The 22,425-nt window shown below is 71.8% G+C and carries 26 protein-coding genes; 9 read left to right on the forward strand and 17 right to left on the reverse strand.

Annotated elements, in window-relative coordinates; genetic code table 11:
- Window positions 1-12 precede the first annotated feature (12 nt).
- The 6 genes from ACF1AG_RS20155 to ACF1AG_RS20180 all read right to left on the reverse strand — a co-directional run bounded on the left by ACF1AG_RS20155 (window position 13) and on the right by ACF1AG_RS20180 (window position 5,032).
- Complete coding sequence (locus ACF1AG_RS20155) at window positions 13-759, reverse strand: SDR family oxidoreductase (RefSeq protein WP_359605244.1); 747 nt, start codon at window positions 757-759, stop codon at window positions 13-15.
- A gap of 63 nt (window positions 760-822) precedes the next feature.
- On the reverse strand, window positions 823-1,542 hold the full coding sequence (locus tag ACF1AG_RS20160) for an SDR family oxidoreductase (RefSeq protein ID WP_391810132.1): 720 nt from the start codon (window positions 1,540-1,542) through the stop codon (window positions 823-825).
- 166 nt (window positions 1,543-1,708) lie between these two features.
- Window positions 1,709-2,323: an FMN reductase gene (locus ACF1AG_RS20165; protein ID WP_391810133.1), complete on the reverse strand. Its 615-nt coding sequence runs from the start codon at window positions 2,321-2,323 to the stop codon at window positions 1,709-1,711.
- Window positions 2,320-3,426 carry a CE1758 family FMN-dependent luciferase-like monooxygenase gene (locus ACF1AG_RS20170; RefSeq protein ID WP_359605250.1) on the reverse strand — a complete coding sequence of 369 codons (1,107 nt, stop codon included), beginning with the start codon at window positions 3,424-3,426 and terminating at the stop codon, window positions 2,320-2,322. Before ACF1AG_RS20170 ends, ACF1AG_RS20165 begins: the two co-directional genes overlap by 4 nt.
- 237 nt (window positions 3,427-3,663) lie before the next feature.
- The gene (locus tag ACF1AG_RS20175) at window positions 3,664-4,134 is read right to left on the reverse strand and encodes a MarR family winged helix-turn-helix transcriptional regulator (RefSeq protein ID WP_359605251.1); all 471 of its coding nucleotides are present in this window, start codon (window positions 4,132-4,134) and stop codon (window positions 3,664-3,666) included.
- Window positions 4,135-4,201: 67 nt separating this feature from the next.
- A complete protein-coding gene (locus tag ACF1AG_RS20180) occupies window positions 4,202-5,032 on the reverse strand; it encodes an enoyl-CoA hydratase/isomerase family protein (protein WP_359605253.1) in 831 nt (276 codons plus the stop codon).
- Window positions 5,033-5,258: 226 nt separating this feature from the next.
- Here ACF1AG_RS20180 and ACF1AG_RS20185 point away from each other — a divergent pair, with 226 nt between their 5' ends.
- From ACF1AG_RS20185 to ACF1AG_RS20195, 3 genes are all read left to right on the forward strand, one after another.
- Window positions 5,259-5,819, forward strand: a complete 561-nt coding sequence (locus ACF1AG_RS20185) for an NAD(P)H-dependent oxidoreductase (RefSeq protein ID WP_359605255.1) — start codon at window positions 5,259-5,261, stop codon at window positions 5,817-5,819.
- A gap of 335 nt (window positions 5,820-6,154) precedes the next feature.
- The gene (locus ACF1AG_RS20190) at window positions 6,155-7,222 is read left to right on the forward strand and encodes a nitrous oxide reductase family maturation protein NosD (protein WP_387797033.1); all 1,068 of its coding nucleotides are present in this window, start codon (window positions 6,155-6,157) and stop codon (window positions 7,220-7,222) included.
- 54 nt (window positions 7,223-7,276) lie between these two features.
- Window positions 7,277-8,308, forward strand: a complete 1,032-nt coding sequence (locus ACF1AG_RS20195) for a methyltransferase (RefSeq protein WP_391810134.1) — start codon at window positions 7,277-7,279, stop codon at window positions 8,306-8,308.
- Between the two features lie 79 nt (window positions 8,309-8,387).
- On the opposite strand, the gene ACF1AG_RS20200 is transcribed toward ACF1AG_RS20195, so the two are convergent.
- From ACF1AG_RS20200 to ACF1AG_RS20230, 7 genes are all read right to left on the reverse strand, one after another.
- Window positions 8,388-8,723 carry a TcmI family type II polyketide cyclase gene (locus tag ACF1AG_RS20200; RefSeq protein WP_048456506.1) on the reverse strand — a complete coding sequence of 112 codons (336 nt, stop codon included), beginning with the start codon at window positions 8,721-8,723 and terminating at the stop codon, window positions 8,388-8,390.
- Between the two features lie 34 nt (window positions 8,724-8,757).
- A complete protein-coding gene (locus tag ACF1AG_RS20205; RefSeq protein WP_391810135.1) occupies window positions 8,758-9,240 on the reverse strand; it encodes an SRPBCC family protein in 483 nt (160 codons plus the stop codon).
- Window positions 9,241-9,242: 2 nt separating this feature from the next.
- Window positions 9,243-9,503, reverse strand: a complete 261-nt coding sequence (locus ACF1AG_RS20210) for an acyl carrier protein (RefSeq protein WP_093547852.1) — start codon at window positions 9,501-9,503, stop codon at window positions 9,243-9,245.
- Between the two features lie 26 nt (window positions 9,504-9,529).
- The gene (locus ACF1AG_RS20215) at window positions 9,530-10,774 is read right to left on the reverse strand and encodes a ketosynthase chain-length factor (RefSeq protein WP_387797027.1); all 1,245 of its coding nucleotides are present in this window, start codon (window positions 10,772-10,774) and stop codon (window positions 9,530-9,532) included.
- Entirely contained in the window at window positions 10,771-12,039 is a 1,269-nt protein-coding gene (locus ACF1AG_RS20220; RefSeq protein ID WP_387797026.1) for a beta-ketoacyl-[acyl-carrier-protein] synthase family protein, read from the reverse strand. The genes ACF1AG_RS20215 and ACF1AG_RS20220 overlap by 4 nt, the downstream gene beginning before the upstream one ends.
- Window positions 12,036-12,503 (reverse strand): cupin domain-containing protein, encoded by a 468-nt coding sequence (locus ACF1AG_RS20225; RefSeq protein ID WP_359605370.1) that lies wholly within the window; start codon window positions 12,501-12,503, stop codon window positions 12,036-12,038. The genes ACF1AG_RS20220 and ACF1AG_RS20225 overlap by 4 nt, the downstream gene beginning before the upstream one ends.
- Before the next feature lie 69 nt (window positions 12,504-12,572).
- The gene (locus ACF1AG_RS20230) at window positions 12,573-13,697 is read right to left on the reverse strand and encodes a SchA/CurD-like domain-containing protein (protein ID WP_359605368.1); all 1,125 of its coding nucleotides are present in this window, start codon (window positions 13,695-13,697) and stop codon (window positions 12,573-12,575) included.
- Window positions 13,698-13,972: 275 nt separating this feature from the next.
- Here ACF1AG_RS20230 and ACF1AG_RS20235 point away from each other — a divergent pair, with 275 nt between their 5' ends.
- Window positions 13,973-15,619, forward strand: a complete 1,647-nt coding sequence (locus tag ACF1AG_RS20235; RefSeq protein WP_391810136.1) for an FAD-dependent oxidoreductase — start codon at window positions 13,973-13,975, stop codon at window positions 15,617-15,619.
- Between the two features lie 28 nt (window positions 15,620-15,647).
- Here ACF1AG_RS20235 and ACF1AG_RS20240 read toward each other — a convergent pair whose 3' ends face one another.
- Both ACF1AG_RS20240 and ACF1AG_RS20245 read right to left on the reverse strand, forming a co-directional pair.
- On the reverse strand, window positions 15,648-16,613 hold the full coding sequence (locus ACF1AG_RS20240; protein WP_359605364.1) for a hypothetical protein: 966 nt from the start codon (window positions 16,611-16,613) through the stop codon (window positions 15,648-15,650).
- Between the two features lie 144 nt (window positions 16,614-16,757).
- Entirely contained in the window at window positions 16,758-18,203 is a 1,446-nt protein-coding gene (locus tag ACF1AG_RS20245) for a glyceraldehyde-3-phosphate dehydrogenase (protein ID WP_359605362.1), read from the reverse strand.
- 222 nt (window positions 18,204-18,425) lie between these two features.
- On the opposite strand from ACF1AG_RS20245, the gene ACF1AG_RS20250 reads away from it, so the two are divergent.
- Window positions 18,426-18,830, forward strand: a complete 405-nt coding sequence (locus tag ACF1AG_RS20250; protein ID WP_191879820.1) for an SseB family protein — start codon at window positions 18,426-18,428, stop codon at window positions 18,828-18,830.
- A 161-nt stretch (window positions 18,831-18,991) separates the two neighbouring features.
- On the opposite strand, the gene ACF1AG_RS20255 is transcribed toward ACF1AG_RS20250, so the two are convergent.
- A complete protein-coding gene (locus ACF1AG_RS20255; RefSeq protein ID WP_359605360.1) occupies window positions 18,992-19,381 on the reverse strand; it encodes a MarR family transcriptional regulator in 390 nt (129 codons plus the stop codon).
- A 449-nt stretch (window positions 19,382-19,830) separates the two neighbouring features.
- On the opposite strand from ACF1AG_RS20255, the gene ACF1AG_RS20260 reads away from it, so the two are divergent.
- The 4 genes from ACF1AG_RS20260 to crcB (ACF1AG_RS20275) are packed head-to-tail and all read left to right on the forward strand — an operon-like array spanning window position 19,831 to window position 21,311.
- Window positions 19,831-20,088: a helix-turn-helix domain-containing protein gene (locus tag ACF1AG_RS20260; protein WP_391810137.1), complete on the forward strand. Its 258-nt coding sequence runs from the start codon at window positions 19,831-19,833 to the stop codon at window positions 20,086-20,088.
- Between the two features lie 46 nt (window positions 20,089-20,134).
- Window positions 20,135-20,578 carry a fluoride efflux transporter CrcB gene (crcB, locus tag ACF1AG_RS20265; protein ID WP_359605356.1) on the forward strand — a complete coding sequence of 148 codons (444 nt, stop codon included), beginning with the start codon at window positions 20,135-20,137 and terminating at the stop codon, window positions 20,576-20,578.
- Window positions 20,575-20,940 (forward strand): DUF190 domain-containing protein, encoded by a 366-nt coding sequence (locus tag ACF1AG_RS20270; protein ID WP_359605354.1) that lies wholly within the window; start codon window positions 20,575-20,577, stop codon window positions 20,938-20,940. Before crcB (ACF1AG_RS20265) ends, ACF1AG_RS20270 begins: the two co-directional genes overlap by 4 nt.
- Complete coding sequence (gene crcB, locus ACF1AG_RS20275) at window positions 20,937-21,311, forward strand: fluoride efflux transporter CrcB (protein ID WP_359605353.1); 375 nt, start codon at window positions 20,937-20,939, stop codon at window positions 21,309-21,311. The genes ACF1AG_RS20270 and crcB (ACF1AG_RS20275) overlap by 4 nt, the downstream gene beginning before the upstream one ends.
- Window positions 21,312-21,313: 2 nt before the next feature.
- Here the strand turns inward: crcB (ACF1AG_RS20275) and ACF1AG_RS20280 are convergent, their stop codons facing one another.
- Entirely contained in the window at window positions 21,314-22,384 is a 1,071-nt protein-coding gene (locus ACF1AG_RS20280) for a fatty acid desaturase family protein (RefSeq protein WP_391810138.1), read from the reverse strand.
- Between the last annotated feature and the right edge of the window lie 41 nt (window positions 22,385-22,425).

The following is a 22,425-nucleotide window of genomic DNA, read 5'->3' on the forward strand; positions in this document are numbered from 1 at the left end:
GCCGCTGTGCGGTCACGGGGGCACCAGCTGCTGCCCGCCGTCGATGTCGTACGTGGCGCCCGTCACGGCCTCGTTGCACATCAGGTGCACGGCCAGCGCGGCCACGTCGTCCGGACCGACGACCCGCCTGATGGGGAGGGCGGCGCGCAGCTGCTCCCGCCGCGCCTCCAGCCCGTCGCCCAGCAGCGACGCGGACAGGGGCGTGTCGACGAAGCCGGGCGCGACGAGATTGACGCGCACCGGTGCCAGTTCGAGCGCCAGACCGGCGGTCAGGGCGGGCAGCGCGGCGGTGAGGGCCGACGTCACGGCCCCGCCGACGGAGGGGCGGCGGCCACCCGTGCCGCCGACGAACACCAGCGTCCCCGCGTCACGGACCACGGCGGCGCCGTACTTGGCGACGCCGAGGGTGAGGGCGAGGCGCTGCCCGAAGACGGCACGTGCCTCGTCGACGTCCATCTCGGCCAGCGGCATGTACCAGGGGGCGCCGGCGGTCGAGACGACGTGGTCGACCGGGCCGGCCAGGTCCGCGAAGAACCGCCGCAGGGCGTCCGAGTCGGCGGCGTCGACGGTCGCTGTCCGATCCGCCCCGACGTCCGCCGCCGCCCGGTCCAGTCGTTCCCGGTCGCGTCCGGCCATCACCACCCGGGCACCGTGCCGCCGTGCCTGATGCGCCGTCGCGAGTCCGATGCCTGAACTCGCGCCGATCACCACCACGGTCTGGCCCGCCAGGTCTCGGGGGAGAGGAGCGTCGCTCGCCATCAGTGCCTCCGGCGTCGGTGCGCGGGACGCCCCGGTCACGGACCCGGACGGAAGTGTCCCGCATCAGACAAGGGACGGGCCGCCGCGCAACTGGGGGTACAGCGCGGCGGGCCCTTCCGGCAGGGCCGCCCGGACCCGCCGGCTGACGTCGTCGCCAAGCACCTCGGGCTGCCCGGCCGCGACACCGTCGAGGGCGGTGCGCGCCACTTCGCCGGGGTCCGACTTCGGCCCCGGCACGCCCGCCGCCATGTCGGTCGCCAGATAGCTGACGTGCAGGGCGGTGACCTGCGTGCCCTGGCCGGCGAGGGCCAGGCGCAGGGCGTTGGTGACCGACCACTCGGCGGCCTTCGCCGCGGCGTACCCGGCGCTGACCGGGATGGACACCCAGGACAGCACGGAGAGGACGTTCACGACGACGCCCCCGCCGTTGCGTCCGAGCACCGGGGCGAAGGCACGGCTCATCGCCAGCGTGCCCACCACATGTGTCTCGAACTCCCTCCGGAACGACTCCAGATCGCCGTCGAGGATGTGGGCGCGGGTCGTCGACCCCGCGTTGTTCACGAGCAGGGTCACGTCCGGAGCCGCTCGGGACGCCGCGGCCACGGAGTCGTGGTCGGTGATGTCCACGGCGACCGGGACCGCCCCCGGTGCGGCGACCTTGCCGGGGTCGCGGGCTCCCGCGTAGACCTTGGCGGCCCCCGCGTCGAACAGGGCGCGTACGAACTGCTCCCCGAGTCCTCGGTTGGCGCCCGTCACGAACGCCACGGATTCTTCGAGCTTCATGGGGACCTCCCCCGGCGCGGGGACAGCCGCCACGGACCACCGGTCGGCAGGCGGTTCGAGGCCGTCGACGGCCGTTCCGACGCTACAGCGCAGGGCTGTGCCTCACCACTCGAACGGCCGAGCGGGCGCCCGGCGTCCAGGCGCCCACGGCGCGTCGGGGCAGGCCTCATCCTCCTTGGAGCAGACGGTCGAACGGCTGCGGATCGTCGTACGGGTGGCCGGCGGGTGATGCCTCCTCCCGCCGCCTCATTTCGCGGGCCAGTTCCCGCGCCGCCCGCCCGACGCGCGCGGCCAGTGGCCCTTCCGCCTGCCCCGCGCCCCAGTCCTCCGGCGCGGCGAACACGGCAGTGGGCATCACCACGGCGTGCAGATGGCTGAACAAGGGCCGCAGCGCGTGTTCGAGGACGAGCGAGTGCCGTCCGGTGCCGCCGGTGGCGGCGACCAGTACCGGCTTTCCCGCCAGCGCCGGCTCCTCGAGACAGTCGACGAACATCTTGAACATGCCGCTGTACGACGCCGCGAAGACCGGCGTCACCACGATGAGGGCGTCGGCCCGCGCCACGGTGTCGAGCGCGCGGCCGAGGCCGGGTGACGGATATCCGGCGATCAGGTGGTTCACCAGGTCGTGCGCGGGGTCCCGGACCTCGATCACCTCCACGTCGGCCTCGTCACCCAGCAGGTCCAGTTCCCGCCGGGTGGCCTCGGTGAGCCGGTCGGCCAGCAGACGGGTGGACGACGGCTGCCGCAGCCCGGCCGAGACGACCGTGAGACGGCGCTTCACCGGGCTTCTCCCGCACCGTGGACCGGCGCTGCCTGGGCGGCCGCGGTCCGGGAGGCGTGGGTGGGGGCGTCCGGGACGTATGCGGGCCGCCCCTCGGCGGACTCCGCGCGCAGGACGGGCACGATCGCGCCCAGGGCCTCGATCTGTTCGAGCACCGCCCGGTGCGGGACGCCGATGCCGTCGACGTTGAACAACTGGCGCTGGTAGTGCCCGGCCGCCTGCTCACGGTAGGTGAGCACCTGCTCGATCACCTGCTGCGGGCTGCCGACCAGCATCGCGGTCTGCGCCATGGTGTCCTCCAGCGACGGACCTCCGCCGTACACCGGCGAGTTGTCGAAGTAGGGACGGAACTCCCGCACGGCGTCCTGCGAGTTCTTCCGCACGAACATCTGTGCCGCCAGCCCGACGACCGCCTGGTCGGCGGGTCCGTGCCCGTAGTGCTCGAAACGGCGGCGGTAGAGGTCGACCAGCCGCCTGACGTGCTCCTTGGGCCAGAACAGGTTGTTGTGGAAGAAGCCGTCCCCGTAGTACGCGGCCTGCTCGGCGATCTCCGGGGAGCGGATGGAGGCGTGCCAGACGAACGGCGGCACGCCGTCCAGGGGGCGGGGCGTGGAGGTGAAGCCCTGCAACGGGGTGCGGAACTTCCCCTCCCAGTCGACGACGTCCTCGCGCCAAAGCCGCCGCAGCAGGGCGTAGTTCTCCACGGCGAGTGCGAGACCGTCACGGATGTCCTGCCCGAACCAGGGATACACCGGGCCGGTGTTCCCGCGGCCCAGCATCAGGTCGACCCGGCCGTCCGCGAGGTGCTGGAGCGTCGCGTAGTCCTCGGCGATCTTCACCGGGTCGTTGGTGGTGATCAGCGTGGTGGACGTGGACAGCAGGATGCGCCCGGTGCGGGCCGCGATGTGGCCGAGCAGCGTGGTGGGGGAGGACGGGACGAAGGGCGGGTTGTGGTGCTCGCCGAGGGCGAAGACGTCCAGGCCGACGTCCTCGGCCAGGCTCGCGTACTCCACCAGCGCCTTGATCCGCTCGTGCTCGGTGGGGGTCCGTCCGGACAGCGGGTCGCGGGCCACGTCCCCCACGCCGAAGATTCCGAAGTGCATCTGGTGATTCCTGTCTGTGATCTCGTTCGGTCGGTCCGCGCGGCCACCCGCCCGCGAGGGCGTCGACCGGCGCACTGGAGTGCTTGCTGTGCGAAGCAAGTAAAACCCGGTATTGTTCCCCGCCGTTCCGTTCGGCGTCGCCGAACGGCCGTGCCGGGTTCGGTGCCGGTGCAGGTGGCGTGGACCCGGTGTGCCCGTGCGCGTCGTGAGTGGCGTGACCGCCGGTGGCCGGGCTCGCTAGGTCGCGATTTTGTGCAGCGCCGCGGCCAGCTGCCCGAGGTCCATGCCCGTCAGATGGTCGAGGAAGTGCCGGCGGACGGCGGCCAGGTTGGTGGGCCACGCCTCCTTCAGCCGTCGGAGGCCCGTGTCCGTGAGGGTCGCGTTCCAGCCCCGGGCGTCCTCAGGGCAGCGGGTCCGCCGGACGAAGCCCTGGCTTTCCAGTCGCTGTACGACGCGCGTGGTGCCGCTCAGTGACATCTCGCAGGCATCCGCGAGGTCGCTCATGCGCAAGCGGCGGTCCGGGGCCTCCGACAGGTGCATCAGGGCCAGGTACTCCGTGTTGGGCAGCCGCTGCTCGCGCACCATGTCCGCGTCGATGGCGCGCGGCAGCGCGTGGATGAGCCGGGGGAGGGCCCGCACCACGGCCTCCTCGTCCGGGGTGAGGGGGCGCGGCTCGCCCGGGGCGGGATCTGGAGTCGCGGTCGCCATGCCCAGATGGTTGCACGGCGAAGTATCTTCGGCAAACGTCACGCCGTTCCGGGGCGTCCGGCCGCCGTCAGGGGCCGGGAGGGGTGCCGATCCGCCGGCCCAGGTCGCGTTCCACGCCGTCGGGCTTCTGGAGCCCGGCCTTGAGGAGCCGCTCGACGCGGTGCGCGTTCTCCGGGCGGCCGGAGGTGCGGAAGAACGCCGAGAGCGCGGCATCGAACTCCTCGACGGGAGGCTCGGTGACCGCGTCGACGAGCGACTTGGTCTCCCGTACGGCCGTCCTGTCGAAACCGGCGATCCTGTGGGCGAAGCCGTCGACGAAGTCCTCCAGCTCGCCGTCCGGCAGGACGCGGTTCACGTAGCCGTACCGCTCGGCGAGGTCCGCGGGGAAGTCGTCGGCGCCCAGGAGGATCTCCAGCGCACGCCCCCGGCCCAGCATCCTGGCCAGCCGTCCCGTGGGGTCGCCGCCGGGCACCGACCCGACACCGACCTCGAAATGGCCGAGGACGGCGCCCGGCCCGGCGAACCGGATGTCGGTGGCTAGCGCGAACTCGCTGCCGGCGCCGCGGGCGCGGCCCTTGATCTCGCTGACGGTGACGGCGGGGACCCTGGCCAGGCGGTACACGTTGTCGGCGTAGGGGTGCAGGCCGGAGGCCGCCGGTTTCATGGCGGCCACCCGCGAGCGGTCCGCCAGCATGTCGTAGTGCGCCATGAAGAAGTCCGGGTTGGCGCTGCGGAACACCACCACCGTGAGCTCGGGAGCCCGCTCGATGCGGGTGATCAGTTCCGCCAGCTGCTCGATGGTGTCGGGGTCGATCAGATTGATCTCCCCGTTGGAGAAGGTGACCCGCCAGTAGGAGGGGCTGATCTCCCGGACGTCGAACTGTGTCTCGCCGCTCATCGGCTGCTCCCGTCTGCGGGGGAGAGGGGCGGACCCGTGGTCCGTTGCTCAATCTAGGTCAATGCCGCCCGAATGCCCTGCGCGGAGGGCCTGGGTCGGCAGGCGCGCGCCCTCTCGGCGACTTACTTGACTCGTCAAGCACATAGTCGTACCTTCGTCATTAAGTTGCTTGGCGAAGCAATTTCTTCCCTGACTTTCCACGCTGTTTCCGCACGAAAGGTCGATCATGACCAAGATTGGCATCATCCTCGGCAGCACCCGCCCGGGCCGCAACGGCGAGGCCGTGGCCCGCTGGGTGCACGAGGTCGCCGCCCGGCGCACCGACGCGGAGTTCGAGATCGTCGATCTCCTCGACTACGAGCTCCCGGTCCTGGACGAGCCGTACCCGGCGTCCCTGGGCAACTACACCCGGCCGCACACCGGACCCTGGGCCGAGAAGATCGCGTCCCTGGACGGGTTCGTCATCGTGACGCCCGAGTACAACCGCTCCGTACCGGGCGCCCTGAAGAACGCCATCGACTACCTCTACGCCGAGTGGAACAACAAGTCCGTCGGGTTCGTCAGCTACGGATCCGTCGGCGGCACCCGTGGCGTGGAGCACCTGCGCGGCATCGCGGGGGAGCTGCAGCTGGCCGACGTCCGCTCGCAGGTGGCCCTCTCGCTGTTCACAGACTTCGAGAACTTCAGCACCTTCACGCCCGCGGACGTGCAGCACGACACCCTGGCCACCACGCTGGACCAGGTGGTCGCCTGGGCCAAGGCGCTGGAGCCGCTGCGCGCCGCCTGAGCGATACCCTCGGCCCCGCCCGGCCGGGACGCCGGTGCCGGCCCGGAACCCCCGGGCCGGCACCGGCGTCCGTGTTCCGCCCGGCGGGATGCGCCGTACCCCCGGGCCGGAGTGTGAGGGTGCGTCACCGGGGCAGGGCGGTCGAGGTGGGCGGGGCGGACGCAGTGCTGGGGAAGTGGCGCCGCCGTCGCCGCCCACGCGTCCCGCCGGTTTCCGGCGGCTTCCCGGGCTTGGGGACCCGCGCCGGGACGCAGCGCCCCACCCCGTGACGGCCCCGCGCCCGGCTGGGTGATCACCGGTGGCGGGCCACCAGGGCCGCTCATAGCTTCGGCCATATGAACAAACGTCACATCGCGTATCTCGCCTGCACCACCGCCGTCGTGGCGGCTGGGATCGGTGCCGCGCCCTCGGCCTCGACCCACCAGTCGGCCGTGCACCGCGTACAGCCCGGGCAGTCCATCCAGAAGGCCGTGGACGCCGCCAAGTCCGGGGACACGGTCATGATCGCCGCCGGCACCTACAAGCAGAGCGTCGACATCACCCGCTCGGGCATCACCCTGCGCGGCGACACCGCCGGCCGTACCGTCCTGGAGCCGCCCGCGAGCGCCGGGAAGTCCGCCTGCGCCAAGGGGGGCAACGGCGTCTGCGTCACCGGCACCGACAAGAAGCCGGTGAAGAACGTCTCCGTACGGTCCCTGACGGTGCGCGGATTCACGAAGAACGGCGTGTGGGCGACCGGCACCGAGAACCTCAAGGTGCGCTACGTGACCGCCGAGAAGAACGGCCAGTGGGGCATCGCCGCCGAGCGTTCCACGCACAGCGTGATCAGCCACAACGTCACCCGCAAGAACGGCGACGCCGGGCTGTTCGTCGCCAACACCGTCGACACCGAGGAAGGCGCGCGGGACGCGAAGAAGACGGTCGTCCGCTACAACGAGACGGCGGAGAACCGGGTCGGCGTCACCGTCCGCCGCCTGCGGAACCTCAGCGTCGACCACAACGAGGCCACCGGCAACTGCGCCGCCGTGTTCGTCGTCGGCGACGAGTCCACGCCCCGCGCCGGCCACCTGAGCGTCACCTGGAACCACGTCCACGCCAACAACAAGCACTGCGCCGCGACACCCCGCCTGCCCTTCCTCCAGGGCTCCGGCATCGTCCTCACCGGCGTGGAGGAGACCCGGGTGGCGTTCAACCGGGTCGAGAACAACAAGGGCACCTCCCCGCTGTCCGGCGGAATCGTGCTCTTCAAGAGCCTCGTCGGCACGCCCAGCGAGCGCAACGACATCCGCGACAACCTGGTGACCGGCAACAGCCCCGCCGACCTCGCCAACCGCGACACCGCGAAGACCAACACCTTCAGCCGCAACACCTGCACCCTCTCCGAACCCACCGGAATGTGCTGACGCATCCGACCACCACCCCCCACCCACGGCACAACAGCAGAAGCGAGGCAACGGATGACCACCGTTGATCCGGCTCCCCCGCCGCCCATGCGGCTGAGGGAGCTCGTATTCGGAGCGGCCTGCGCGGCCGCCGTACGGGCCGCCGTCCGTCTGGGCGTGGCCGACGCGCTGGACGACAGCCCCATGACCGTCGACGACCTGGCGACGGCGGTGAAGACCCAGCCGCACACCCTGCGGCGGCTGCTGCGCGCGCTGTCGTGCCAGGGCGTCTTCGCCGAGAACGCCGACGGCACCTTCGAGCACACCGACATGTCCCGGCTGCTGCGCGAGGACGACCCGCACAGCCTGCGCTACATCGCCCTGTGGTGCACCGAGCCCTGGACCTGGAGCGTCTGGCCGCGGCTGGACGAGGCGGTGCGCACCGGCGGCAACGTCTTCGAGGAGGTGTACGACGAGGAGTTCTTCACCTACCTCAACGAGTCGGCGCCCGAGTCCGCCCACGTCTTCAACCGGGCCATGACCACATCCAGCGAGCAGTCCGCCCGCGACGTCGCCAAGCTGCTCGACCTGGACGACGCCGCCTCCGTGGTGGACATCGGCGGCGGCCAGGGGCACGTCCTGGCCAGCCTCCTGGAGAAGCACCCCCACCTCCGCGGCACGCTGCTCGACCTGCCGGGAGTCGTCGAGAACGCCGACCCCCGGCTGCGCGACGGCGGCGCGCTCGCGGACCGCGCCCGCATCGTGGCCGGCGACTGCCGCCAGGACGTGCCCGTCGAGGCGGACGTCTACATCATCAAGAACGTGCTGGAGTGGGACGACGACAGCACCCGCCGGGTACTCGCCGCCGTCCGCCGCTCGGCGCGCCCCGACGCCCGGGTCGTGGTCATCGAGAACCTCGTCGACGACACCCCGTCGATGCGCTTCACCACCGCCATGGACCTGCTGCTGCTCCTGAACGTCGGCGGCGCCAAGCACACCCGGCAGAGCATGGTGGACCGGCTCACCGACGCGGGCCTGGCCATCGGCGACATCCGTCCGGTCAACGCCTACCTGCACGCCTTCGAGTGCACCGTCCCCGCCACGTAGGGACGAGGAACCCCGAGGCCGCCGGCTCCGCGCAAGTCGCGGAACCGGCGGCCTCGGGGTTGTGCCGTGCAGCGGCGGCTCAGGAGCCGGCGCCGCGCTCCCAGCGGTAGAAGCACTGCGCCATCGCGTCCTTCGGACCGCGCCAGGTGGCCGGGTCGTACGGGCTGACGTACGCCTCCAGCTCCTGGCTGATGCGGCGGAACTCGGGGTGCGAGGCCACCTTCGCGATGGCGGGCGCCGGGTCCTGCTCCGACTCGATCAGGTGCAGGTACACGTCGTCCCCGAACTGGAAGAGACTGCGCCGGCTGACGCCGACCAGGTGGGGGAGCTCACCGCGGTCCGACGCGGCGAACACGTCGGCGATGTCCGGCGCCGAGCCGGGCTTCATCCGGGCGACGATCAGGGCGTGGTGCATGGGATTCCTTCCGGGTCCCCGGCGGGACCGGTGGTCAGCGCGAGGACGCGACGGACGCCGTCTCGTCGTCGCGGGCGGCCTGCTCGATCTTGTCCCGGATGAGCGCCATCTGGGTGCGGGAGTTGCGGTTGATGTTGTCCGTCATCCACGCGTCGTCGACCGGCGCGTCGGGCTTCATCGCGAAGTCCTGCGTCCAGCGCATCTCGATCCCGCCCGGCACCTCCTGGTACTCCCACAGGATGTCCATGTGGGCGAACGGGCCGGTCTCCACGCGGCGGGCGCGCACGGTCCGCTTGGCGCGGTCGGGGGTGCGCTCCGACACCCAGCTCCACACCTTGCCGTTCTCGTCCGGGTGCATGGTCAGCCGGAACGTCGTCGTGTCGCCCTCCCGGGAGAGGATGTCCACCGACGCGTACTCGCTGAACAGCTGCGGCCAGTTCTCGAGGTCGTTCGTCATCTCCCAGACGACGTCGAAGGGAGCGTCGACGGTGATGCTGTTCTCGGTGTGTCCTGCCACTTTCAGGCTCCAGCCGTGAGGGTGCTGTTGACGAGGTCGAGGAACTCCCGGGGCGTCCTGCACCGCTCCGAGTCGGGCGGCAGGGACGCGCCGTACCGGTTCTCCAGTTCGCCGACGATGCCGAGCAGGCCGAGCGAGTCGAGACCGAAGGAGTCGAAGGGGGACTCCGCGGCGTCCTTGAGTTCCTTGGGGTCGACGGTGATGCCGGCCGCCTGCTTCATCAGGGCGGCCAGTTCGTCGAAGGTCACTTCGGTGGTGATCATGGGTGACTGCTCCTTCCCCGCCCGGATCACCGGGCGGAATCGTCACCGCGGCGCACGACCAGCGCCGCGTTGGAGCCCATCAGTCCCCGGCTGAGGACGAGGGCGGTGCGCAGCTCGGCGGGGCGAGCGTGCGAGGTCACCAGATCGAGGTCGTGGCAGACGTCGAACACGTTGGGCGTGGGCGGTACCAGGCCGTGCTCCATGGCCAGCAGCGCCGCCACCGTGTCCAGCACGGGCGCACCGCAGTACGCCCGGCCGAAGCCGGTCTTGGGCGCCGTCACCGGCACCCGCGTGCCGTGCGCGCCGAGGGCGTCGGCGATCGCCAGCGCCTCCGCTCGGTCCGCCTCGGGCACGCCCAGGGCGTCGGCGAACACGACGTCGACCTCCTCGGGGGCGACGCCCGCGTCGTCGAGGGCGCCGGTGATCGCGTGCGCGAGGCCCTCACGGGACTCCGCCCAGCGGGACGTCCCGGTGAACGTGGCCGAGTGACCGGCCACCACACCCCGTACGGGCACCCCGCGCTCACGGGCCCGGTCCTCGTCCTCGACGACGAGCAGGGCGCCGCCCTCGGCCGGCACGAACCCGCACGCCTTCTCGGTGAAGGGACGGTAGGCGCGGTCGGGATCGTCGAGGGTGCTGAGCTCGGGGTAACCGAGCTGGCACACCATCGAGTAAGGGGCCAGCGGCGCCTCCGCCGCCCCCACCACCATCACGTCCGTGCCGCGACGCACCGCACGGGCCGCGTGCGCGAGGGAGTCCAGACCGCCCGCCTCGTCGCTCGCCACCACCCCGCACGGCCCCTTGAGGCCGCCGCGGATGGAGATCTGCCCGGTGCTCGCCGCGTAGAACCAGGCGATCGACTGGTACGGGCCGACGAACTTGGAGCCCTGGCCCCACAGTTTCTGGAGCTCCCGCTGGCCGAACTCGCCGCCGCCGGAGCCGGCCGCGGTGACCACGCCGACCGAGTAGGGGTCGGCGGGCTCACCGCCCAGTCCGGCGTCGTCGAGGGCGAGCGCCGCCGCGGCCATCGCGAAATGGCTGAACCGGTCGGTCTGCACCAGGAAACGGTCCTCGACCAGGGCCGCCGGGTCGAAGGACCGCACCTCGCCCGCCACCCGCAGCGGCAGATGCCCGCAGCCCTCGCGGGTGATCAGGTCCAGCACGCCGAGACCCTCGCTGACCGACTTCCAATAGGCGTCGGTGCTCAGTCCGTTGGGCGCGACCACACCGATGCCGGTGACGGCCGCTCGCCCGGAACGCCGCTTGCTCATCGTGACCTCCCGCCCGTCCCGGACAGCAGCACCGCGGACTGGAAACCGCCGAACCCGCTGCCGACGGAGAGCACGTGCTCCAGCTTCCGCGGGCGGGCGGTGCGCGGCACGTAGTCCAGGTCGCACTCCGGGTCGGGGGTCTCGTAGTTCGCCGTCGGCGGCACGACCTGGTGACGCAGCGCGAGCACGCAGGCGGCCACCTCGATCGCGCCGATGGCGCCGAGCGAATGCCCCACCATCGACTTGATGGAGCTCATGGGCGTCTCGTACGCGTGCGCGCCGAGCGACCGCTTCACCGCGGCCGTCTCGTGCCGGTCGTTCTGCCGGGTGCCGGAACCGTGCGCGTTGACGTAGTCGATCCGGGCCGGGTCGAGCCGGGCCTGGTCGAGGGTGCTGTCGATGGCGCGGGCCATCTCCAGGCCCTCACTGGTCAGGCCCGTCATGTGGTAGGCGTTGCCGTAGGTGGCGTAGCCGCTGATCTCGCAGAGGATGTCCGCGCCACGCGCCTTCGCGTGCTCGTAGTCCTCCAGCACCAGGACCGCCGCTCCCTCGCCCATCACGAACCCGTCGCGGTGCGCGTCGAACGGCCGGGACGCGTGCTCGGGGTCGTCGTTGTTGGGCGACGTCGCCTTGATGGCGTCGAAGCACGCCATCGTGATCGGGGAGATCGGCGAGTCCGACGCCCCCGCGATGCAGACGTCCGCCCGGCCCTCGGCGACGGTGTGGAAGGCGTAGCCGACCGCGTCGAGGCCTGAGGTGCAGCCGGTGGACACCGTCTGCACCGGACCCCGGGCGCCGAACTGCTCGGCCACCGTGGAGGCCAGGGTGCTCGGCGAGAACGCCAGGTGCAGTTTCGGGTCCGCCTTGGTGTGGTCCACGTCCCACTGCCGGCCGCTCTCGCTGACCAGCACGTAGTCGTGTTCCAGCCGGGTGGTCCCGCCGACCGCGCTGCCCAGCGACACCGCGGTGCGCCACGGGTCCAGGGAACCGGTGTCGAGCCCGGACTGCCGGACCGCCTCCCGGGCCGCGACCACGGCGAACTGGATGTAGCGGTCGGCGTGCTGGCACAGGTCCGCGTCCAGGCCGTGCTCGAACGGGTCGAAGTCGCACTCGGCGGCGATGCGGGAGCGCAGGCCCGCCGGGTCGAACAGCGTGATGCCGCGGGTCGCGGTGCGGCCTGCGGTCAGCAGGTCCCAGAACGCCGTCGCCCCGATGCCGCCGGGAGCGACCACACCTATACCGGTGACGGCCACCCGCCGGGTCATTTTATGGCCTCGCTCGGCTCGGCCGGACGGGCCGCCTCCGGTCCGCCCACCCTCAACTGCGGCCCCGACACGGCGCTTTCGGTCTCCTCCGTGTCGACGTGCCCGAGGCTCGGGTGGGGCGCGAGGGGACCCAGGTGGAAGACCATACGGGCCTCCTCGTCGCCGACGTTGCGGAAACGGTGCCGCATGTCGATCGGGATCATCAGCCCCTGCTCGGCACGGAGAGCGAACGGCTCACCGTCCAGGTCCACCTCGAGCGAGCCGTTGACGACGTACACGAACTCCTCGGAGTACGGGTGGTAGTGCTCGGCGATCCGCTCACCGGGCTTGATGACGGCCAGCCCCATGAAACCGCTCGTGGAGCCCACGGTGGCCGGGGTGAGCAGGGTCCTGAGGTCGCCCCCGCGCCGGCGGTTGGGCTCCGTCTCGCTCAGGTCCACGATCCGTGGATGCTGCTTGGACATGGTTGATACCTCCGGGTGTTCCGGTGACGCTCCCGGCGCGACGGCCGCGGACGCCACCGTGGTCGACCGTCAGGAAGCCGCCGCGCTGCGGTCGGTGACGGGCAGCATGTCGGCGTGCGACAGCAGCCGGTTGAGGGTGCGCTCCGAGTCCAGGTCGCCCTCGACGCCGATCGCGGCGCCGTCCAGGAGCCCCCGGAGTTCCGCCGCCTTGCCCGGGCCCTTGATGCCCAGCGCGGCGAGCGGGTCCAGGTCGAGGTCGCCGGTGACGTCGACGAGACGCACCACGATGTCGTCCCGCTGGAACACGGTGCTCGCGTACACCGGGCTGTCCGGGTCGCCCGCCGCGGCCTCGTCCTGGTGGGCGAGGAACCGGGCCAGGTCCGTGCCGCGGCCCTGCACGGCGGGGTAGTACAGCGCGTGCCGCCGCAGCCCCTGGGGCTCCGGCCGGCCGGCCGTCACATGGTGCACGGCGGGCAGCGCGGCCCGGGTGAAGAACAGCCGCGCGGACTCGGGGTCGGTCAGGTCCCGGTCCTGCTCGAGATAGGGGTTGATGGCCTCCTCGACCGCCCGCACCTCCGGCTGGCGCGCCACGTGACGCAGCGCTGCGAGCAGGTCGCCCTCCACCTCGACGGCCCGCACGACCCGGTTGCCGTGCATGAACAGCGAGGTCCGGCGCAGCCGCGTGGTGTCGTCGACCTGGGCCTTGGGCGACTCGTACCCGGCCAGCAGCTCCGCCACCTTCGACTCGGAGCCCGGCTTGACGGTGAAGGTGAGGGCGTGGCGCGCCACGCCGTCGCCGACCCGTACCTCCGACTGGAGGCCCGCGGCGGCGGCGCCAGGGGTCAGCGGCTGCTCGGGGAAGGTCTCGCGCACGACGCTGTAGCGCATCGACCGGGTGTCCCGCACGCAGCTGTGCATCGGCCGGACGGTCTCCACGTGCTCCTCGCTGTTCACCCACGCGAGGAACGGCGGGGCGCTCTCCCATTCGCTGGTGATCAGCCACTGGGAAGGGTTCTCGATCGACTGGCACAGCTGGTCGCTGATGTGACCGGGCACGGACGCGACCGCGTTCCGCATGTGCTCGTACGCCTCGAGGAACTGCTCCTGCGCCCCCTCGTACAGGTCGAGCAGCAGGATCACCCGCAGCCTGGAGCCGTCGAAGGCCGACTGCGATATGCGTCCCGACATGGTCATCCGGCGCACCTCTCCTCTTGTTGGGGAAACCCCTGCGGCGGGGCTTCTTCCGGAAGCTCTTCACGGAAGGTCAGGCACGACCGCCGTGTCCGATGGGCAGGGGGTCGCCATGTGTCGATGGTCGGGCGGGCCCCCGGAGCGCGCGAGCGACACGGCGCAGGCGGGTGAACCGCGCGCCATCCGGGTGCCGCCCGGACGGGAAGGGCTCCGTACCGGGGATGACATCAGCGTCCCGTTCCTCAACCACGACCCGGGCGAACGCTGGAGGCGTTGCAATGAACCGATCGGGCACGACCGGCGAGGCGGTCCACCGCACGCCCGTCCTCATCGTCGGGGGCTCCCTGGTGGGCTTGTCGACGTCTCTGTTCCTGGGGCGGCTCGGTGTGCCGCACACGCTCGTCGAGCGGCACGCGGGCACCTCGATCCATCCGCGCGGGCGGGGCAACAACGTGCGCACGATGGAGCTGTTCCGCACCGCCGGCGTGCAGGGGCGCATCATCGAGGCCGCGTCCGTCCTGCAGGACAACCACGGCATCCTGCAGACGCCGAGCCTGGTGGGGGACGAGGGCGAGTGGCTGTTCCGGGAGATCGATCCCGGCGGCGGCCTGGCCCGCTTCAGTCCGGCCGCCTGGTGCCTGTGCAGCCAGAACGACCTGGAGCCGGTGCTGCTGCGCGGCGCCCGTGAACTGGGCGGCGACCTGCGCTACAACACCGAGATGATGTCGTTCGACCAGGACGGCGACGGGGTGACGGCGCTGGTCAAGAGCCGGGAGACCGGTGAGCACACCACGATCAGGGCGGACTACCTGGTGGCCGCGGACGGCCCGCGCAGCCCCGTCCGGGAGCAGCTCGGCATCGGACACAACGGCCCCGGCGACCTGTTCCACAACGTCAGCGTCACCTTCTCCTCGCGCCGGCTCGCCGGCGTGGTCGGCGACCGACGGTTCATCGTCTGCTACCTCACCGACCCCGAGGCCGACGGGGCGCTGCTGCCGGTGGACAACCGCGAGCACTGGGTGTTCCACGCCCCTTGGCACCCCGAACACGGGGAGACCCTGGAGGAGTTCACCGACGAGCGGTGCACCGAGCACATCCGGCGGGCGGTGGGCGTGCCGGACCTGGACGTCACCGTCACCGGCCGGGCCGCCTGGCACGCGGCCGAGCGGGTCGCCGAGCGGTACGCGGACGGGCGGGTGTTCCTGGCCGGCGACTCGGCGCACGAGATGTCACCCACCGGGGCGTTCGGTTCCAACACCGGCATCCAGGACGCCCACAACCTCGCGTGGAAGCTGGCCGCCGTGCTGGGAGGCTGGGCCGGACCCGGGCTGCTCGACACCTACGACGCCGAACGCCGGCCCGTCGCCGAGGCGACCAGCGCCCGCGCCTCGTCCCGCTCGGTGGAGCACAGCCACCCCGGCTACACACCCGAGGCCGAGGCCGCGGCGCTCGTCGGCCGCAAGCGCGGCATCCTCAACGTCGCCCTCGGCTACCGCTACCCGCGCGGCGCGGTCCTCGGCGCGGACCCTGCGACCCCGGTGGTGCCGGACGCGCTCACGCTGACCGGCGAGCCCGGCAGCCGCGCGCCGCACCTGTGGCTGGACCGGGCCGGCGAGCGGATCTCCACGCTCGACCTCTACGAGCGCTCCCTCGTCCTGCTGGCGTCCTCGCACAGCCCGTGGCTCGCCGCGGCGGCCGAGGTGGCGGCCGGTCTCCCGGCGCCGCTGGACGCCTACGGTGTGGGCGAGGGCGCCGACCTGCTGCCGGAGGCCGGTTCCGACTGGGCGGAGGCCCACGGGGTCACGCCGGAGGGCGCGGTGCTGGTGCGGCCGGACGGCTTCGTCGCCTGGCGCCACGAGGGGCGGGCCGCGAACCCGGCCGGCGCTCTGCGGGACGCGGTCGCCGCGTTGCTGTCCCGCGCCTGAGCGGCCGCGGCCGACGGGGCGGTGCGGGTCACCCGCCGCCGATGCCGCCCTGGCGGCCGCGCTCGGACTTCGCCAGGTGCTGCTCGTACCGCTGGAGCGCCGGCCCGTCGACGTCCCAGGGCCACGGGGTGACCATGCCCTGGAGCGCCTGGAACACCGGGTGGGCGTCCGCCGCACGGCCGCCCGCGCACAGCGCGTACGCCAGGACGTTGAGGTCGGCCGGCGCCGCCGCGTGCTGGAAGAACCCCGGCTTCGGCCACAGCGCGGCGGCCTGGTGCAGCGCCGCCGCCAGATGTCCGCTCTCGAAGAGCTGGCCCGCGGTCATCGCCCGCATCCCGCCCTGGGCGAGCAGCCCCTGGTACTGCCGTACGGCGGCCGTGAGTTCGACCGCGGCGCACGGGGCGTTGGCCGGGATGCGGGTGCGGACCGCGTCGACGAAGTCCAGCACCGAGGCGCTGGAGCCGCCCTCCTCGGGCGACAGCAGGGCGAGCATCTGCAGGAACGCCTCGCGGTTCCAGGGGTCGCGGGCGGTGGCCTGCCGCCACAGGGCGTCGACGTCCTTGTGGTCGAAGCGCACGACGCGTGCGGCGCCGAGCAGGACCACCCACGGCAGGGGGTCCTCCGGCGACAGCTCGGCCGCCCGGTGGCACCGGGTGATCAGCGTGTCGGTGTCGTCGAGGCGCCGCTCCTCCAGGGCGCGCACCAGGGTGGTCCAGGAGTGGAACAGCAGGGCGTCCACGTCGTCCGGGTCGCGCTCCAGCCAGGTCTCGGCGATGCCGGTGCCGGAGGCGGCCCCGGCCAGCACGGACACCCGGTGACCGCGGAGGTCCCAGTCGTCCCCGGTCTCGTCCAGCAGCTCGGCGATCAGCTCCGCGTCCGCGGTCTTCCCGCTGCCCCGCTTGCTCAACTTGCCCAGGACTTTGTCCAGTTGGGTGTCCCCCAGGGAGCGGGAAAGGCGGGGGCGTCGATTGGGGCGCGTACTGAAGAGGGGCATGTGCGAAGACTAGGAAGCGGATCGGCCCGTTCAACCGGTACGGGGTGATCGTTATCGATCTGGCCCTTACTGCCGGTCAGCCGGGCAGACCGGGGCGGGGCCGGACAACTCGCCGGCCCTGCCCCGCCCGTCGTGGTCCGTGACTCAGGCCGCGGGGGCCGGGTACGTCGGGTACTCCACGCCGGACACGTACTGGACGACGCGGACGACCTGGCACGAGTAGCCGAACTCGTTGTCGTACCACAGGTAGAGGATCGCGTTGTCGCCGTCGACCTTCAGGGCGCCGGCGTCGACGATCGACGCGTGCCGCGAGCCCACGAAGTCGCTGGAGACCGCGTCCGGCGCGCTGATGAAGTCGATCTGGCGCTTGAGCGGGGAGGTCAGCGACACGTTGCGCAGGTAGTCGAGGACCTCTTCGCGGTTGGTGGCGCGGCCCAGCTGGAGGTTGAGGATGGCGATCGACACGTTCGGCACCGGCACGCGGATGGAGCTGCCGGTGATGGGGGCCTTCAGGTCGGGCAGCGCCTTGGCGACGGCGGACGCGGCGCCCGTCTCGGTGATCACCATGTTGAGCGGCGCGGACCGGCCGCGGCGCTCGGACTTGTGGTAGTTGTCCAGCAGGTTCTGGTCGTTGGTGAACGAGTGGACGGTCTCCACGTGGCCGCGCAGCACGCCGTACTCGTCCGCCATCGCCTTCAGCGGCGGCACGATCGCGTTGGTGGTGCAGGACGCGCAGGACATGATCCGCTCGTCCGGCTTGAGGGTGTCGTGGTTGACGCCGTGCACGATGTTCGGCACGTCGCCCTTGCCGGGCGCGGTCAGCACCACCTTGTCGACGCCGGGGCGCAGGTGCTGCGAAAGACCCTCGCGGTCACGCCACTTGCCGGTGTTGTCGATCAGGATGGCGTTGTCGATGCCGTACGCGGTGTAGTCGATCTCGGTCGGGTCGTTGGCGTAGATGAGCTTGATGACGTTGCCGTTGGCGACGATGGTGCTGTTCGCCTCGTCGACGGTGATGGTGCCCTGGAACTGGCCGTGCACGGAGTCGCGGCGCAGGAGGGAGGCGCGCTTGACGATGTCCTGTTCGCCGCCCCGGCGCACGACGATCGCGCGCAGCCGCAGGCCGTTGCCGGAGCCGGACTTCTCGATCAGCAGGCGGGCGAGGAGGCGGCCGATGCGGCCGAAGCCGTAGAGGACGACGTCGCGCGGCTCGCGGCGCTCGATCTTGCTCGCGCCGGTGGCGCCGGCGACGGCCTCGGCGGTGAACTCGGCGACGGACTTGCCCTGGTCGTCCGCGCGGTAGGCCTCAGCGAGCAGACCGATGTCGATCTGCGAGGGGCCGAGGTCCAGCGTGGTGAGCGCCTGGAGGAACGGCAGGGTCTCGGTGACGGAGAGCTCCTCGCCGGCGATCTGCCGGGCGAAGCGGTGCGTCTTGAGGATGCTGACCACCGACTTGTTCACCAGGGAGCGGCTGTGCAGCAGGACGGTGACGTCCCGCTCCCGGTGCAGCTTCCCGATGATCGGGATCATCGACTCCGCGATCTCCTCGCGGTGCTTCCAGTTGGTGAACGAGTCTTCGTTGACAGTCACAGCATCATCTTTCGAGCTAGAGGGTGCTCATATGATAGCCATGTCGCTCGGAGGGGTCGGAGGGGGTCCGCCCCTGACGTGCGAAGGGGTCCGGCGGGCCGTGCCGGAGGGCGCGTGGATCGCAGGGTTGCGCGACATGCGAACGGGTACGCGTCCCCTACTGTGCCCGGGCCCGAGCGGGCTCCGGGCGGGCCGACAACCGCCGCTACCAGGGAATTCGTCATGGAAACACCCGCGCACGAGAACAACGCCCCCACGCCCGCGCAGCGGGCCCTGGACGCACTGTCGGAGAACACCGAGGACACGGCAGCGCTGGACGCCCTGGCCGACAGCGACGTCCTGATCCCGGTCCCCGACGACGCGGGCGACGAGGAGGCCGCCGACCCCGGCGCCGTCGCGCTGCCCGTGCTCGAGCAGCCGGGGGGCACCCAGGTGGTGCCCGTGTTCACCTCCGAACTGGAGATGGCGGGGCTGCTTCCGTTCGTCTCCCGCTACCGCCTGGTCCCGCTCGGCGCCCTCGCCGCGCAGTGGCCGGCCGACGACCTGTCCCTCACCATCGACGGCAGCTCCGATCACCGCCTGACCCTGACCTCGGAGGGGGTCCGCACCCTGCTGGCCCGCCCCTGAGCGTCCGGCGCCGAAGGCCCCGGTCCGTCCGGCTCGCGTGGAGCCGTGACGGCCGAGGCCTTCGCCGTGGACTCGGGCGGCGCGGATCGAGGTCGTGACGTCCGGCAGGCGCGGAGGGGTGCCTCGGGTCCGCACGACCCGCAGGGCCGTGGAGGGTCCGGTCAGTCCCCGAGTGTCCGGGCCAGGGCGGCGCGCTGGACCGGGAGGGTCTCGGCGTGCAGCTCGCGGCCCCGCGCGGTGAGCTGCACGTAGACGCCGCGCCGGTCAGTCGGGCAGGTGCTGCGCTCGACCAGGCCGTTCTTCTCCAGGCGGGCGATCAGCCGTGACAGCGCGCTCTGGCTCAGATGCAGCCGGCCGACCAGATTCTGCACCCGGCACAGCTCGCCGCTCGGGGGAGTGGCGTTCGCGAGCAGGTCGAGCACCTCGAAGTCGGAGGCGCCCAGGCCGTAGGGGTGCAGGGCGCGGTCGATCTCACCCTGGGTGCGGGCGTGCACGGCGAGGATGTCACGCCACCGTTCTTCGAGCCGCGCCCCGTCGGTCGTACCTGCCATACGGGAACCGTAACATTTGTTCGAAATTCAATGAACTCCTGGCAGGGTCAGACCCACGCTGGTTCCGCCCCCGCCGGGCAGAGTCGCCGGATGAGCGGCGTGGCCGGGTCGGAGTCGCTGGATGAACGGCGTGGAGCGGTCCCCGGCGGACGCGGCCCGGGGGTCTTCCGCCGGGAGGCCGCCCGGGCCGCCCGTGACGACAGCGGCCGGCGCCCGGCCGACCCGTCTTCCGGCAAGGGTGGGAGAGCCGGGCGCCGCTCGGCCACGACGACCGCGCGTTGCCCGCCACGGAGTGGTATCGCAATCATTTGCTCGATTCAAAATCCGTGCAACGCACGGGAGTTGACTCCGGACAAGCTGCCCGCAGGGCGGGACACGAGCACCCCGGGCGCGGCACAGTGGGAAGGCGCCGGAGACGAGGAAGCCCGGCGCGGAGGTAGGTGGACGACATGCTGAGGAATCCCGCCGACGGGACACGACTGCGCATCCTCGCCTGGCTGGCCGAACCGGACACCGCCGGACGCGGTCTGACCGCGGACGACGTCGCCGCCCGCCTCGGCGTGCCCCGCCCCGCCGCCCTCACCCACCTCCGGCTGCTCACCGCCCTCGGTCTGCTCCACCTCACCGGCCAGGACGACGGCCCCCGCTACCGGCGCGACGAGATCCGCCTCGCCGAGGTGACCCAGCTGTTCCGGAAGGGCTGGTGAAGCTGCTGGACTACGCTGATCCCGTGCGAGCAGGAGACGTACGACCATGAGCGCGGCGGACACCGGACGGCCCCGGCGCCGCTCCGCCGTGCGCGCCCAGGCGCCCGTCGTCGCGGCGGTCGCGGTGGGCGGCGGAGCGGGAGCCGCGGCCCGGTACGCGGCCGTCCTGTGGTGGCCGACCCCGGCGGGGTCCTTTCCGTGGACGATTCTGTGGGTCAACGTCCTCGGCTGTGCCGTGATCGGCGTGTTCATGGTGCTCGTCGCCGAGGCGCGCACCGCCCATCGTCTCCTCCGCCCGTTCTTCGGCACCGGCGTCCTCGGCGGCTTCACCACCTTCTCCACGTACGCGGTGGACGTCCGCGGCCTGTTCGAAGCCGGCCGCCACGGCACTGCGCTCCTCTACCTGGCCGCCACCCCCGTCGTGGCCCTGACCGCCGTCTGGGCGGCCACCGCGGCCACCCGTCGGGCACTGATCAGGAGGCAGCCATGACCACTCAGGGCACCGGCGGGCTGCGCCTCACCGTGATCGTCGGCGAGTGCGACACCTGCCGCCACCGGCCGCTCTACTCGGAGATCGTCCACCGGGCGCACGCGGCGGGCCTCGCCGGGGCCAGCGTGTTCCGTGGCATCGAGGGCTTCGGCGCCTCGTCGCTCGTGCACACCTCCCGGCTGCTGTCGCTGAGCGAGGACATGCCGGTGGCGGTCGTCGTCGTCGACACCGAGGAACGGGTGCGGGCCTTCCTGCCGGAGGTCGACGCGCTCGTCCCGGAAGGGCTGGTGTTCCTCGAACGGTGCGAGATCGTCCCCAGGCCCGGGAAGGGCGACGACGCGGTGCGGGAGGGCCGGGGGTGACCTGGCTGTACGTGGTGCTCGGCGCGATGGCCGGGGCGCCGTTGCGGTATCTCACGGACCGCGCCGTCCAGTACCGGACCCGCTCGGGACTTCCCTGGGGGACGTTCACCGTCAACGTCGCCGGCAGTCTGATACTCGGCCTGCTCACCGGTGCCGTGGCCGCGGGCGTCGCGGGATCCGAGCTGCAGTTGCTGCTCGGCACCGGCCTGTGCGGCGCCCTCACCACCTACTCGACCTTCTCCTACGAGACCCTCCGCCTGGCGGAGAGCGGCTCCCTCCGGTACGCGGCGGCCAACGTCGTGGTGAGCACGGCGGCCGGCCTGGGCGCCGCCTTCGCGGGGGCCGCCCTGGCCGGGGCGGTGTGGCCGTAGGGTCAGCGCCCGGCCTCACGCAGGGGCGCGCCCACCTCCCGCAGATGGCGCAGCGCCGTGCGGTGCGAGGCGACGAGACCCGACCGGCAGTACGGGATGCCCAGCTCGGCGCAGTACCGCTCGGTGATCACCTGGGCCTCCGCCAGGGCCGGCGTCGGCATGCTCGGGAACAGGTGGTGCTCGATCTGGTAGTTGAGGCCGCCCATGAACACATCGGTCAGCGCGCCGCCGTCCACGTTGCGGGAGGTCAGCACCTGACGGCGCAGGAAGTCCAGCTCGGCCCCCTCCTCGACCATCGGCATGCCCTTGTGGTTGGGGGCGAACACGGACCCGAGATACAGGCCGAACAGCCCTTGATGGACGGCGATGAAGGCGAGCGCCTTTCCGGGGGAGAGGAGGGAGAAAATCCCGCCGAAATAGACGGAGAAATGCGCGACGAGAAGAGCACCCTCCAGTACCGGCCGTTTCATCGACGGGCTCCGCAGCGCCCGGAAACTGCTGAAACTCAGATTCAGGCCTTCGAGGGTCAGCAGCGGGAAGAAGAGTGCAGCCTGGTGTTTCCCGATGTACCGGGCAGGCCCCTTGGTATGCCGCGTCTGCCGTGCCTGACGGCGTGACCAGACGATGATGTCCGGCGCGACGTCCGGATCCTTGCTCTCGTGGTTCGGGTTCGCGTGATGGCGGGTGTGCTTGTTCATCCACCAGCCGTAACTCATGCCGAGCAGCACGTTCGCCACCACGAGACCACCAGCCTCGCTGGGGCGCCGGCGGGAGAACACCTGGCGGTGGGCCAGATCGTGCGCGGCCAGTCCGAGCTGTCCGAACACGACGGCCAGCGCGGCGGCGACGAAGAGTTGTGACCAGGCGTCACCGATGAGCAGGAACGCCGCGACGCTTCCGGCGAGGGCGAGGCCGACGGCCGTGAAACGCACCGTGTAATACAGCGGGCGGCGACGCAGCAGACCCGCCTCGGATATGCGTCGGGAAAGTTCGGAGAAATCGCTTCCTCTCCCGCTGCCTCTGTTTTCCGTGCCCGGGGAAAGGGTGCCGGTCAGTACCGTCGAATTGGCCATGCGCTTCAGTATGTGGGCGCTTCCCGGCCCGAAGAAGGGCG

Source organism: Streptomyces sp. NPDC014764 (assembly GCF_043082785.1).
GTDB classification, from domain to species: domain Bacteria; phylum Actinomycetota; class Actinomycetes; order Streptomycetales; family Streptomycetaceae; genus Streptomyces; species Streptomyces althioticus.